The organism is Aeromonas simiae (assembly GCF_014892695.1).
In the GTDB taxonomy this organism is placed as follows: Bacteria; Pseudomonadota; Gammaproteobacteria; order Enterobacterales; family Aeromonadaceae; genus Aeromonas; species Aeromonas simiae.
The window spans coordinates 1905054-1917837 of record NZ_CP040449.1 but is presented as its reverse complement, the minus strand read 5'-3'; the positions used below and the strand labels follow the sequence as shown (position 1 = coordinate 1917837).

The following is a 12784-nucleotide window of genomic DNA, read 5'->3' as shown; positions in this document are numbered from 1 at the left end:
TTAGCCGCTAAAATTCTTCCTCAGTCCCGTTGGCCTTCATAGTAGGAACTCTTTTCGTACTGATGCCAAGGCTTTAGACACCGCTTGACGTGTCATAGGCTGATGATTGACGTTTAATAATCGTTGCCCAATCTCAGTCTGGTTAAATCCCAATTTTTGCAGTGCCAGCATTTTCTTTTTGGTGTCTGATAGTTTTGAGTCCACCATTTTACGAGCAAGATTACGCAGCTCTGCATGGTCTGCTGGTTGTATGGTTAAGTTCAACATGAAATGGTAAAAATATTCATCGATCAGTTTATCACCGGATTTTGCACTCACTTCTGATCGTTTTGCGCACTGACGAGTAAGCCTGGCCAGTTCAATATTAAATTGCGTTAGAGAGCGTTTTGCTTGCCTATAGGCGGGATTCCATTCGCCTGTAGTTAATTTCGGTTTGTGCCCAACACAGTATTTATCGCTGAGTTCTAGTTTATTATGCTCTTCAAGCTCGACATCATTGATCTGCTCTTCTGCTACCGTCGATATAAAAGTAGAGAACTCCGTTAAATTGCCACAGCATTCACAATATCCATGCTTTCGTTGGTTGTTTAAGTTGACGCCTTTTTCTGCGGACGATGATTGTGGTCGTTTGCACATGCAAGCCAAAACCAACTCGATCAATGATTCAAGTGTTGCAACAAAGCTCTGATTTCTGGCCGTCTGCTGGTCTTCCGTCATGATGAACTGTCGCAGTAACTGCCGTTGCACACGAAGCATTGCTTCGAGTCCCACCAGTCTTATGATTTTGCTGAATCCGACGCCAGGCACTGCTCCAGGGATAAAGCCGGTAAACCCTTCAGGGAGGTTTCTCAGATAGGCAGCCACGGCTGGATCGATCACATCCTTGATCAACCCCACTATCGGGTAGCGTTGAGAGGATTGAGAGTATGGTTGCCAACGTTCTTCAAACTGCCGGATGGCGGCTGAAACGGCTGGATCACAATGCTCCCAAATCGGTATGAGTATTTTATTTTCCATGTCAACCATAATAGCCAATAACTAGGCTTATTCAATAGGCAATGTCATGCACGATAAGGACTCTACTCGTTGTTGGAGGCAACCACATGCAAACAATGGCAAATAAAGTGCTTATAAACAGAAAAAAACTCTTGGGCATGATTCCGCTGTCAGACAGAACTATTTACAACCTGGAGCTGCGGGGGGAATTCCCTCGGCGTATTGCTCTTACTAGTAGAAATGTCGCTTGGGATTTGTCTGAAGTGGAGAAATGGATTGAAGAGCGCAAAGCCTCTGGATTCCAAGCTGTTCGCCCTGGTTACATGATCGGGAGATAGCAGCATGGCTCTTAATTTGATATCGGCATTTACTGAATTGCCACCTCCTATCGATTACGTTCTGCCTAATATGGTTGCGGGAACCGTGGGGGCAATTGTATCGCCTGGAGGGGCTGGTAAATCCATGCTTGCTCTTCAATTGGCTGCACAGATTGCCGGTGGGCCTGATCTGCTTGATGTGGGGGGATTCCCCTCCGGCCCAGTGGCTTACTTGCCGGCTGAGGACCCTCCCGTGGCCATTCACCATCGGCTCTATGCTCTTGGCGTTCACCTGTCAGCCTTGGAACGCCAAAAGGTGGCTGATGGATTGTTGATTGAGCCCCTGATTGGTCAATGTCCCAACATTATGTCCTCGGGCTGGTTCGATGGTCTCAAGAAGATTGCCGAGAACCGCCGCTTGATGGTTCTGGATACCCTGAGACGCTTCCATATCGAGGAAGAAAATGCGAGTGGCCCCATGTCCCAGCTAATTGGCCGAATGGAGTCCATCGCCGCTGAGACAGGTTGTTCTATCGTTTTTCTGCACCACTCCAGCAAGGGGGCGGTATCGATGGGGACAAGCGATCAGCAGCAGGCCAGCCGAGGCAGTAGTGTGCTGGTCGATAACATCCGATGGCAGTCTTACTTGGCGAGTATGACGCCAGGCGAAGCAGAAGATTGGGGTGTCGAGGATAGCCAGCGAGGCTTCTTTGTGCGTTTTGGTATCAGCAAAGCTAACTACGGTGCGCCATTTTCTGAGCGTTGGTTTCGTCGTCAGGAAGGTGGTGTGCTCAGGCCTGCAGTGCTTGAGCGACGGAAGCGGAAGCAACCTGTGAAACAACAATCAGAGGTTAGGAGGCGCGATGAAAGCTGGTAATCAAGTTGTGCCTACCAGCACTGCGTTGCAGGCCCGAGTGATGATTTATCAACCCAGTCAACGCCCGCAAGAGCGTAAAGGTCAGTGGATGGATACCGGTTTCGGTCGCTGTCGAGTGACAGGCCGTCTTGGACAGCGTCATGCCGACATTGTGGAATCGATGCTTTATGTTGCCGAGCGTCGGCGTGATATTTCAGATGGCGGGATAGAGCTGCTGGTCGATCCAGCGAGGCTGCGACGGACGTTATCTGATCACCAGTACAGTCATGACCGCATCATAAAGCTGCTTACAGATCTTCGTGCTGCCACGGTCGAGATTGTTACGCCGGAGCTTGAGCTGAGGGGAGATCGCATCATTGGTGGGCTGATTGACCATGTTATTCCGTCGCCCATGACCCGCCGTGATCCTCTATCGGGTGGTGAACGCAATCTGTGGCGGGTTCGCCTGGGCGTGGCTCTGGTGATGCTACTGGAACGAGATTTATCGTTGTACTACCCACCAGGGCCTATTGCTCGGTTGCAGCACGGGATTAGCCAGGCTGTTGCGCGGCATGTACTGACTCACAAGCACGATCCTGCAGGAGGCTGGCACTTGGATACTCTGATCCGTGCTGTGTGTGGCGAGGAGCCAAATAGCATGAAGTTACGCAAGAGTCGATTTCGCTTGAAAGAAGATGCCGACAGGTTACTCGCAATTGGAATAGAGATAGATGCTGCTTACCGAGTAAAGCGTGCCACAGCGGCCCGATAGCGTGCCACAACGGCCCGATAGCGTGCCACAGCGGCCCGATGGCGTGCCACAGCGGCCCGATATTTTACGGTTTTAGCAGGATATTCAGGATATTTCAGGATCTCCAGGCGGTGAAACCACCCGCTTGAGGCGGGCGATTTCACCTCTATCAATCGGCCATAGGCCGATAAACGCCAAAAGGGAAGAAACGCTAATTTGTTGTGTACCTCAGGGTTCAGTGTTTCTCAACAGCTCAGGTGGAGCGGTTTGTTTTGTTGACACTTGGGGGGCGCTTTGGAGGGGCCGACGATGGGCTTTATGACACTTGAGAGGGCTTCATTGACATATGAGGGGCGCTTGGCGGCTAAAACGGTGTTGTTTGTCGATGTGATCGCTGAATAAGCAACCAAGCAGGGCGAGTTAGAGACCATCTAAAGGCCAAATCTATATCGATTCAAACTGTCATGGGATTCATTGGAGATTGATCTGTTCCGTGACACTTGGGGGCGTTTCATTGACATATGAGGGGCGCCACTTCGCCAACCGGAGTGGATGCACAGGATGTTTAGTGGGGAGGAATGAGAGATATGACAACCAAATTTGAGCAGGAAATTACCGCCTATATGTCGCGGGAGCTGGAATCCGGCAGTTTAAAGCGGGCTGATTATCCCGCGGCTTTTCTGCTGGCCAGAACCGATGTGATGGATGCAATGGAAGCAGGTTATGACCTCAAAACCATCTGGGAGTTTTTGCGCGAGACTGGCCGCATTCCGTTTCGCTACGAGACATTCCTGAAATATGTTCGCAAGTACATCACGGAACGCACCGAGGGCGGCTCTACCGTCTGTTCTCTGGCGTCAAAGTGAGTAGGTTTTCCTAGTGATGATTAGAATCCGAAAAGCCGTTGTTCAAACGCTATCAGTGCGGGGTTGGAACGCTGTTAGTTGCTGTTCTCGCGCTACCGAGGGCTGCTCAATCGCTGTAACCAGGCGGACGCTGTCATTTTTCGTTCAATTTTGCGCTTCTGCTGTGCAATTGCACGTCAGCGGCTCGATATAGCGCGAAATAAGAGGATGGTTTCGGGGGTAATACGGGGCTGAAAGACGGGCAGGATGTGTGAAGTAGTCCCACCATGCAAGCATGGTCGGCTTCTTCACTGGTACTTATTCGCACCTGCGGTGCTCAACGTTCATCCTGCCCTGCGGGGCCAGCCGGCAGGAGCCGGCAAAAAAGAGGACGCCAGGATGGAGACTCATAAAACCAAGATCACGCGAAAGAACAGCCCACCCATCAAGGTGTACTGCTTACCGGAAGAACGGGCCATCATCGAAGCTGGAGCCAAGGCGGCCGGCTTGAGTACATCTGCCTATTTGCTGGCTGTGGGGCAGGGCTATCGTGTTCATGGCGTCACGGATTTTGAGAGCGTGCGCGAGCTGGTGCGAATCAATGGTGATCTCGGTCGATTGGGCGGTTTGCTGAAGTTATGGTTGACTGACGATGTCCGTACTGCTCGCTTTGGTGCCGACACTATTCTGGCGTTGCTCGCCCGCATCGAGGCGACCCAGGAGCAAATGAGCAGCACCATGGAGCGCGTCGTGCGTCCGAGGGGAGGGCAGGAATGATTGCCAAACATGTGCCTATGCGCTCGGCGGGAAAGTCTGACTTCGCCGGATTGGCCAGATACATCACCGACAAACAGAGCAAAGAGCACCGGCTTGGCAATGTCTACATCACCAATTGTGATGCAGAGACGGTGCGCGATGCCATCACTGAAATACTGGCTACCCAGCAGATCAATACCCGAGCCAAAGGGGACAAAACGTATCACCTGATTGTCAGCTTTCGCGCTGGTGAGCAGCCGAGCGATGCAATCCTCAAGGCGGTTGAAGAGCGGATTAGTGCTGGGCTTGGCTATGGCGAACATCAGCGCATCACAGCCGTGCATAACGATACTGACAATTTGCATCTGCACATTGCCATTAACAAAATTCACCCGCGCAAGAATACGATCCATGAGCCCTATTACTCTCACCGAACATTATCGGATCTCTGTACTACGTTGGAGCAGGAGTTTGGTCTGGAGCGGGATAACCATATTCCTCGCCAGTGTGCTGCCGCTTCGAGGGCGAACGACATGGAATGTCACGCCGGAATAGATAGCCTGGTTGGGTGGATTAGGCGCGAGTGCCTGGATGCAATAAGAGGGGCACAATCGTGGGCCGAGCTGCATCAACAGATGCGTGATAATGGCCTTGAACTGGCACTTCGGGGTAATGGTTTGCTCATCAAGGCCAGCGATGGAACCATGGTTAAGGCCAGTACGGTGAGCCGAGATCTGTCCAAACCTGCGTTGGAAAAGCGACTGGGTAGCTTTCGGGCATCTACCGAACAGCACCCGACACATCAGGCCCAGCGAAGCTATTGCAAAGAGCCGGCGCGGTTGCGAGTCGACTCAACCGAGTTGTATGCCAGGTACAAGCAAGATCAAAAAAATCTTCTCTCGATAAGAGATCAGGCGCTGGCCGAAGCTCAGCGACGCAAGGTGCGGGCTATTGAGAATGCCAAACGGGCGGCGGCGATGAGGCGTTCTGCGATCAAGCTAGTGGGCCATGGCCGACTGGTAAAGAAACTGCTCTATTCCCAAGTCAGCGCGGCTTTGCGTACTGATCTGGAGGTTATTCGCAAGAATTACATCCTGGAGCGGAACACCATCTATCAACACGGTCAACGCCGACAGTGGCTCGACTGGCTGAAACACGAAGCGATGAACGGGAATGAAAAAGCCCTGGATGCGCTTCGAGCCAGGGATGTCGCTCAAGGACTCAAGGGCAATACCATCCAGGGTCAAGGTAACAGTCAGCCAGCGCGTGCAGCCAAGATCGACAACATTACCAAAAAGGGCACCATCATTTACCGAGCAGGTTCCTGTGCGGTGCGTGATGATGGCTACCGTCTCCAGATATCCAAGGAGTCTGATCAGGCCGGAGTGCAACAAGCCCTGAAATTGGCGCTGGATCGTTATGGTGACTGTATTACGGTCAATGGTTCGCCGGAGTTCAAGGCAAAGGTGATCAAGGCTGCTGTTGACGGGCAGTTAGCTATCCGATTTGCCGATGCCACCTTGGAGCGTTATCGCCAGGAACTGGTGAGTCGTAAGAGCATGACCAGCTCACCGACAACCAAAGCGAACATACCGCCTATCGGCAAGGCTCCCCCGCCGATGCGTCGGAACCGGCTGCACTCCTTGTCCCAACTTGCCGCACTCAGCTTGGGCAATAAAGTGCCGGCTCCTCAAGGGAATGGGTATCTGGATAGTCGCAAGGCGAAATTACAGGCAGAGATGGAGGCGAAAAAAGCCAATAAGCAGAATAAAGGCCGTTCAATGTGACGCTTGGCTTGTTGGTTAAGCATGAGCACTTGGCTCAACGGCTGTAACAGGGAGACGTCCTCAGGCGATGCAACTATCGCTAGGGCGATGATGCCGATGTTCAACAAAATATGGCCGCGCACTCCAACGGTATCGCGCAGGTCGGACGCCGAGATAGTCAGTGACGAGCTATCTATGTGACGGTCCACATTCACCGCTGAATTTCTTATCTGCCGGTATGGTCATGCTCATACCGGGAGGCTAATTCCGCCTGGGTGAATGCAACTTAGTCATAACCATACTAAGGGCATCCGATCATGCTAAAGACCAAAAATTTAGCCGCTAAAATTCCTGCGCTCGCCATCCTCTTGGCGTTAAACACATCCAGCACGGCCTATGCCGGTATTCCGGTTGTTGATGGTGCCAACCTGGAGCAGAACATCATGTCTGCGATGGAAGCCGTCGCGCAAACCACAAAACAGATCCAGCAGTATCAAATGCAGTTGCAGCAATATGAAAACCAGTTGCAGAACACCATGGCACCCGCTGCTTACATCTGGGATCAGGCACAAGGCACTATCAATGATCTCACCCAGGCAACCAATACGCTGGCCTACTATCGGAATCAGCTGGGTAGTCTCGAAGCTTATCTGGGCAAATACCAGGACGTGGCTTTCTACCGAGGATCGCCCTGTTTTTCCAAAGAGGGGTGCAGTGAAGCCGAACAGGCGGCCATGGAAGAGAACCGCCGTCTGGCATCTGAAGCACGGAAGAAGGCCAATGATGCGCTGCTTAAAGGCCTGGCCCAGCAGCAAGAGAACTTGCAAGCGGATGCTCGCCAGCTGGTGCGCCTGCAAACCGCCGCGCAAAGTGCTGACGGGCAGCTGGCGGCTATCGGGTTTGCCAATCAGCTTGCCAGTAACCAGAGCAACCAACTGCTGCAGATCCGGAGTTTGCTGATCACCCAGCAAAATGCGGTTGCATCGCAAATGCAGGCCGAAGCCGACCTTGAGGCGCAATATCAGGCATCGCGTGAGCGGTTGTTTGATATGGGCTCGCCGACTGACCGCTCAAAAAACAAGGGGTTCTAACCATGAAGAGTCTCACCCGAGTTTTTTGCATCGTGAGTGCATTGACCGCCGTGTTTCTTGTGGCCTGTGGCGAGAGTAAACCAGCGGCAGTGGCCGTTATCGACTGCGACAATCCCAATCTGACTCGTCTGCAGAGAGAACAAGGCCATTGTCTTTGGGATATGGGCAAGTCAACGGATCGCACCAGGAACAGGGGGTTCTAATCATGAACAACACACTTCTGCGTCTGGCTGTATTCCTGGTGATTCTGCTGACAGCCAAGACGGCGACTGCGGCAGTGCAGCCGGATGGCGTTCTGGATGAGGTAGCAGCCAGATTTCTGGCTGCCAGCAGCACATGGGGGGCGACCATTACCGACTATGCGTCCTGGCTATTCTGGACACTGGTGACGATTTCGATGGTATGGACATTTGGCCAGATGGCTCTGCGCCGCGCCGATATCGGAGAGTTTTTTGCGGAGTTTATCAAGTTCACTATCTTTACCGGTTTCTTTTGGTGGTTGCTGAGCAATGGTCCTGCTTTTGCCATGTCGATCATTGATTCGATGCGAACCATGGGTGCTACTGCGGCTGGTTTGCCTCGTGAACTGACGCCATCGGAGCCCATCAGCATTGCTTTCGATATCATCGTCAAAGCCGGTGAGTCGTACAGCATCACCAGCCCCATAGACAATCTCTCTATCTTCTTTATCTCGCTAGCGATCCTGGCCTGTCTGGCGGTTGTGGCGGCCAACGTGCTCCTGGTTCTGGTCACGGCCTGGATCATGGCCTATGCCGGTGTATTTGTGCTGGGGTTCGGCGGTTCCCGTTGGACTTCGGACATTGCAATCAGCTACTTCAGAAGTGTTCTTGGTATTGGTCTGAAACTGCTGACCATGACGCTGCTGAATGGCGTTGCCGTATCCGTCATGGATAGTTACTACGCCGATTTATCGGCGGGGACGGAAATGCGCGAGCTTCTGGTTGTTTTCGTTGTCGCCTTTGTCTTGGCGTTGTTGATGCACTCCCTTCCCAACCTGATTGCTGGACTGGTTCCTGGCGGTGGGGCGGCAGCGAGCTCCGGCAGTTCATTTAGTGCCGGCGCACTGATTGGTGCTGCAGTAAGTGCCGGTGCAGCGGTGGCTTCAGGTGGCGCGGCCTTGGGCGGCGCGGCGATGGCTGGAGCAACCAATGTGGCCGGTGGCGTGAGTGCACTGCAGGCCGCCGTTGAAAAGGCTCAGGGGGCCATGGCTGAAGGAGCCTCACCAGATTTTGGAGGGGGCGGGGGCCGCACTGGCGGGGAAAGTTCTGGCGCAGGAGCTTCAGAATTTGCACAAGCCGCAGGTTTGGTGGGGGCAAGCTCGTCTGGTGATTCCAGCTCGGGTATCGGCGACCGAGTTAGCCGTGCTGCCTCTCTGGCTGCCGGAACGGCTGGCGAACTAGCAAAAGGCGTTGGTGCCAAGATGGCAGGAAAATTCCAGGACAGGGTAAGCCAGACGGCTGGCGGGCGTTTGGCTACATCGATCCGCGAGAGTATGGCGCAGCAAGGAAGCGACGACGTAAGGGACAATTCAGCGAGTGATGCTGCAGATGCTAATGGTTCAGCCCCTTCATTTGCTAGCGATAGTTTGAGCGGTGGTAACAGCGGCGGCTGGTCCAGTCAATCGGGCGGTTTCAGTGGTTTGTCTAGTCAAGATCAGCTCAAGGCTCGTCAGGCCCATGCGCAGTGGCAATCTCTCGATCCCCAACAGCACACTTCTGGCGTAGAGGACTTCGTCTCGGATGCTCAAATTCGTCAGCAGGAGTGCAATGACGAGATCGCCAGTTTTGTAAACCGTGACCGCCAAGAGCCCTAAGGAGAGCCCACAATGAAACAGACAATCTCTACAAACGAGCGGAAAGGGCGTGTACCCATCATGGCGTCTACCGATAACCGCCAAGTCCAGCACGCGATACATCATGCTGCGGCTACGCTGGCATTGCAGAAGTTCATTGATCAGAAGACGGCGCAACAAATTGCTCCAGTCGCAGAAGCCATCGCCAATCTATGTACCTTGCTCTACTACCAGGCGGATACGGGGGCAGTGGCAGAGGATGAGTTCCAGTATGCGCTAGCGAGGATTCGCCAGGCGGTGGCCACCTAACCACGCAACCCAGTACACCAAAGGCAGCCAAGGCCGCCTTTGGTTTTCTTGTCTAAAAATACAGGAATTTGAGTTTTTAACGTGGGGATGTTCCTACCGCCACAGCTAACTGGAATTTGGGTTTTTAACGTGGGGATATTCCTACCGCCACAAAACAATAGCGTCGAATTACCATCCGAGACCATCAAATGCAACACGGGCTCAAGGGAAGATTTATGTAATTCTGCCCCGAAGAGGGGTGAGATACCATACAGACGAACGCGATATCGATGCTGCTCGCTTTTCCCTCTTTTGAGCACTGGTTCCATTTAAGTATCTGTGAAATCTCTTTATGCTGGTGACAGTCAGCTAGCTATCGAGGATCTTAATGATGCGCATCACCCTTCCCCCAGTACCTAAAAGTGAACTCAGATTCGGTTCACAATACGATATTTTTGGACGGAAACCGTTCGGCGAACAGCTAACGAATCTGTTAGTCAATACGTCTGGTAGTACGGTCGTTGCGCTGGATTCTGCATGGGGAACAGGGAAAAGCACATTCATTAAAATGTGGCTTAACTATCTTAAAGAAGAAGGTGTAAAAAACATCTATTTCGACGCATTCGAAAATGATTATCAAGCCGATCCGTTTATGGCTATAGCATCTGAAATATATGCAGTTATAGATGATGCAGATAGAGAACAGTTTAAAGAAAAGTTATCAGCCGCATTTTTATCAATGATGAGAAGCGCATTAGACATTGGCATTAAGCTAAAAAGCCAAGGTGCAATAGGCTTAGATGAAATAAATGCTTTATTTAACGATGCCACTGCCAAGCCAAAATATGATGAATACCTTTCCATGAAAATTGAAGGGGCGCATAAAGATAGAGAAGCGGTAGAGCAATTCAAGGTGTATTTAAAAGAAGTTGCAGAAAAAACAGGCAACGGCCGTCCTTTGATATTCATAATCGATGAACTTGACCGATGCAGACCAGATTTTGCTCTTGAAATGCTAGAGCGAGTCAAGCACCTTTTCTCTGTTGATGGAATAGTGTTTTTGCTTGTCACAAATAGGAATCAGCTTAATGAAATCATAAGGTTAAGATATGGCGAGCGAGTTGATCCCAATAACTACCTTCACAAGTTTGTAAATCTTTGGTTATCTCTTCCACATGAAGATAGTAAATTTTCAGACCATACAAGCAGATTTATAGAATTTGCGATTTGCGGAATGATTGGAGATGAAAACGTTAGAAATATTGAAGATGTTAGTAATTTATTTAAAGCAATTGGGAAATATTACAATTTGACGTTTAGAGAGATTGAACGTGTTTTAGGTACTTTCTTTTCATGTTGTAACATGTCTAGCGAAATTCTTGGTATATATCAATATACAGTGATAACAGTCATGATGTGTTACATAAAGACAAGGTCTCCAGAACTAATCGACACATTAAAAAGTAAAAACAAGAGTGAAATTTTCACAGCGCTCAAATTGAATCAAATACCGAACCCAGAAATCGGCATAGATATATGTTCTACAGATATATACTTAAGAATTATAAAGCAATTTATAGATTATGATTTGAGTGATTTAAATGGTAAAAAACAAATTTCAGGAGAACCAGGGAATCATGATATATTTTACAGAGCCCAGCCAAATGTGATTGATAAAGTACTCGGTTATTTGTCTGGTGTGACTCGATACTAACCACGGCTTATATGCGTAACAGCTAACATATGGATCGATGATCCACAATTAGAAATGCCAACATGGTATCGGTGTTTTTGTCTGTGGCGTCCGGTAAGCGGCGATGACTGAATACTGGTTGGCTATCTTATCATCTTGATCTGATAGCGGGTATTTCTGCCGCCACCAGGCAATTTTTCAATACAGCCTTTCTCAAGTAAGTCGGCCAGATGGCGTGTGGCCGTGGCCTTACTGACCTTGGCTACTTTCTGATATTGGCTGGCGCTGATGCCCTGCAAAAAGCCGTTCTCGCCGCCGTCTAACAGCCGGTTCAGTACCTTGATTTGCTCGGCACTTAGGGGATCGCTGCCGTGTTGTTGCCAGAACCGGCTCTTGGCCAGGGTGCGGGTGATCGCCTGTTGGGCTTGCTCTAGCGTGGCATTCAACGTATCCAGAAACCAAACCAACCAGGCGGTGATATCCAGGCTGCCTTTTTGGGGGGAACCGCAGAATTCGGAAAAAATCGTACGCTAAGCTAACGGTGTTCTCGTGACAGCTCTTTGACTAGGCTTTCTAAGGCCATTCTGATAGCCCTGACTTCCTGAAAAGCCATGGCTAAAATTTGTGCGGCTAAAAGGGATAACCGATGGTAAAGTAAGTTATCCCTGTCGAGATACTGAAAAGCGTTATCCTCGTTTTTCCCAAAACTGTTTTGCCAGTTCGCTCAGAGCGCTAGTTAACTGAGCGACAGATTTCGCACTTTGCAAATTATTCTGCCCGGTCTGTACATTGGTATCAGCAGCATCGCGTATATTGATAATACTGCGGTTTATGTCTTCACTTACTGCTCCCTGCTGCTCGACCGCAGTCGCTATTTGCGCGTTCATGTCGGTAATTTCGTTAACGCGTTGGCCAATTCCATCAAGAGCTGTAGCTGCTTCCTCTGCGTGAGCTACACTCGTGTGCGCTTGCCGACTACTTTGCTCCATGACTGTAACAGCGGATTGCGCTCGCTCTTGTAGAGCGCTGATCATGCTTTGAATATCCGTTGTCGATTGCTGTGTGCGAGCAGCAAGACTGCGAACCTCATCGGCGACAACAGCAAAACCACGCCCCTGCTCACCAGCACGCGCGGCCTCAATTGCTGCGTTGAGTGCCAACAAATTCGTTTGCTCGGCGATCCCTCGTATAACGTCAAGAACTTTTGATATCTCGTTACTTTGACCTTCAAGCTCATGAATAACCTGAGTGGCTTGCCTAATTTCACCTTCAAGGGCAGTGATTGACTGGCTTGTGTGGGCTACCAGACGCTGGCCAGATGCCGTCTCAGTGTCTGCTCTTCCGGCCGCATCTGCAGCATGCTGTGCATTGCTCGCAACCTCTTGAATGCTTGCCACCATTTGGTTTACTGCCGTTGCTATTTGATCTGTCTCTGCCTGCTGCTCAACTGTAAGTACATTGCTTGACTCAATATCCTTTAGTAGGCCTCGGGTGTGTTCGCTAAGCCGATTTGATGCATCACCTATGCGACCTACTATGGCGCCTGTTTCAGCTTGCATCATTCGTAAAGCAAACTCTATTTGGCCAAACTCATCGGTGCGCCCAGTGTAGA

The 12784-nt window shown here is 50.8% G+C and carries 13 protein-coding genes; 10 read left to right on the top strand and 3 right to left on the bottom strand.

All coding sequences use genetic code 11. The annotated features are described in order from the left end of the window. Positions 1–36: 36 nt before the first annotated feature. A complete protein-coding gene (locus FE240_RS09100) occupies positions 37–1017 on the bottom strand; it encodes a hypothetical protein (RefSeq protein ID WP_226799091.1) in 981 nt (326 codons plus the stop codon). Between the two features lie 86 nt (positions 1018–1103). Between FE240_RS09100 and FE240_RS09095 the strand changes: the two genes are divergently transcribed. The 10 genes from FE240_RS09095 (at position 1104) to FE240_RS09050 (ending at position 11193) form a co-directional block, all read left to right on the top strand. Further along, a complete protein-coding gene (locus tag FE240_RS09095; protein WP_193004282.1) occupies positions 1104–1334 on the top strand; it encodes a helix-turn-helix transcriptional regulator in 231 nt (76 codons plus the stop codon). Between the two features lie 4 nt (positions 1335–1338). Then, positions 1339–2190, top strand: a complete 852-nt coding sequence (locus FE240_RS09090; protein WP_193004280.1) for a helicase RepA family protein — start codon at positions 1339–1341, stop codon at positions 2188–2190. Further along, positions 2177–2941, top strand: coding sequence for an ABC transporter ATPase (locus FE240_RS09085; protein WP_193004278.1), 765 nt, complete (start codon positions 2177–2179; stop codon positions 2939–2941). The genes FE240_RS09090 and FE240_RS09085 overlap by 14 nt, the downstream gene beginning before the upstream one ends. A 566-nt stretch (positions 2942–3507) precedes the next feature. Continuing rightward, positions 3508–3786, top strand: coding sequence for a TraK family protein (locus FE240_RS09080; RefSeq protein WP_193004276.1), 279 nt, complete (start codon positions 3508–3510; stop codon positions 3784–3786). A gap of 378 nt (positions 3787–4164) precedes the next feature. Next, positions 4165–4542, top strand: a complete 378-nt coding sequence (gene traJ, locus FE240_RS09075) for a conjugal transfer transcriptional regulator TraJ (protein WP_193004274.1) — start codon at positions 4165–4167, stop codon at positions 4540–4542. Then, the gene (traI, locus tag FE240_RS09070; protein ID WP_193004272.1) at positions 4539–6308 is read left to right on the top strand and encodes a TraI/MobA(P) family conjugative relaxase; all 1770 of its coding nucleotides are present in this window, start codon (positions 4539–4541) and stop codon (positions 6306–6308) included. Before traJ ends, traI begins: the two co-directional genes overlap by 4 nt. A gap of 296 nt (positions 6309–6604) precedes the next feature. After that, entirely contained in the window at positions 6605–7378 is a 774-nt protein-coding gene (gene trbJ, locus FE240_RS09065; protein WP_193004270.1) for a P-type conjugative transfer protein TrbJ, read from the top strand. Positions 7379–7583: 205 nt separating this feature from the next. After that, positions 7584–9212, top strand: coding sequence for a P-type conjugative transfer protein TrbL (gene trbL, locus FE240_RS09060; RefSeq protein WP_193004268.1), 1629 nt, complete (start codon positions 7584–7586; stop codon positions 9210–9212). Between the two features lie 12 nt (positions 9213–9224). Beyond that, on the top strand, positions 9225–9500 hold the full coding sequence (locus FE240_RS09055) for a type I toxin-antitoxin system ptaRNA1 family toxin (protein ID WP_226799089.1): 276 nt from the start codon (positions 9225–9227) through the stop codon (positions 9498–9500). Between the two features lie 367 nt (positions 9501–9867). Beyond that, entirely contained in the window at positions 9868–11193 is a 1326-nt protein-coding gene (locus FE240_RS09050) for a KAP family P-loop NTPase fold protein (protein ID WP_193004266.1), read from the top strand. Between the two features lie 122 nt (positions 11194–11315). On the opposite strand, the gene FE240_RS09045 is transcribed toward FE240_RS09050, so the two are convergent. Further along, positions 11316–11639 carry a Fic family protein gene (locus FE240_RS09045; protein ID WP_226799087.1) on the bottom strand — a complete coding sequence of 108 codons (324 nt, stop codon included), beginning with the start codon at positions 11637–11639 and terminating at the stop codon, positions 11316–11318. 219 nt (positions 11640–11858) lie between these two features. Beyond that, entirely contained in the window at positions 11859–12734 is an 876-nt protein-coding gene (locus FE240_RS09040) for a methyl-accepting chemotaxis protein (protein ID WP_000983082.1), read from the bottom strand. Positions 12735–12784: the final 50 nt, after the last annotated feature.

Bases quoted from the DNA above. Each gene is read 5' to 3' on its own strand.
- trbJ (WP_193004270.1), top strand. From the start codon at position 6,605: ATGCTAAAGACCAAAAATTTAGCCGCTAAAATTCCTGCGCTCGCCATC.
- FE240_RS09090 (WP_193004280.1), top strand. From the start codon at position 1,339: ATGGCTCTTAATTTGATATCGGCATTTACTGAATTGCCACCTCCTATC.
- FE240_RS09080 (WP_193004276.1), top strand. From the start codon at position 3,508: ATGACAACCAAATTTGAGCAGGAAATTACCGCCTATATGTCGCGGGAG.
- traI (WP_193004272.1), top strand. From the start codon at position 4,539: ATGATTGCCAAACATGTGCCTATGCGCTCGGCGGGAAAGTCTGACTTC.
- FE240_RS09095 (WP_193004282.1), top strand. From the start codon at position 1,104: ATGCAAACAATGGCAAATAAAGTGCTTATAAACAGAAAAAAACTCTTG.
- FE240_RS09040 (WP_000983082.1), bottom strand. From the start codon at position 12,734: ATGATGCAAGCTGAAACAGGCGCCATAGTAGGTCGCATAGGTGATGCA.
- FE240_RS09050 (WP_193004266.1), top strand. From the start codon at position 9,868: ATGATGCGCATCACCCTTCCCCCAGTACCTAAAAGTGAACTCAGATTC.
- FE240_RS09100 (WP_226799091.1), bottom strand. From the start codon at position 1,017: ATGGAAAATAAAATACTCATACCGATTTGGGAGCATTGTGATCCAGCC.
- trbL (WP_193004268.1), top strand. From the start codon at position 7,584: ATGAACAACACACTTCTGCGTCTGGCTGTATTCCTGGTGATTCTGCTG.
- FE240_RS09085 (WP_193004278.1), top strand. From the start codon at position 2,177: ATGAAAGCTGGTAATCAAGTTGTGCCTACCAGCACTGCGTTGCAGGCC.
- FE240_RS09055 (WP_226799089.1), top strand. From the start codon at position 9,225: ATGAAACAGACAATCTCTACAAACGAGCGGAAAGGGCGTGTACCCATC.
- traJ (WP_193004274.1), top strand. From the start codon at position 4,165: ATGGAGACTCATAAAACCAAGATCACGCGAAAGAACAGCCCACCCATC.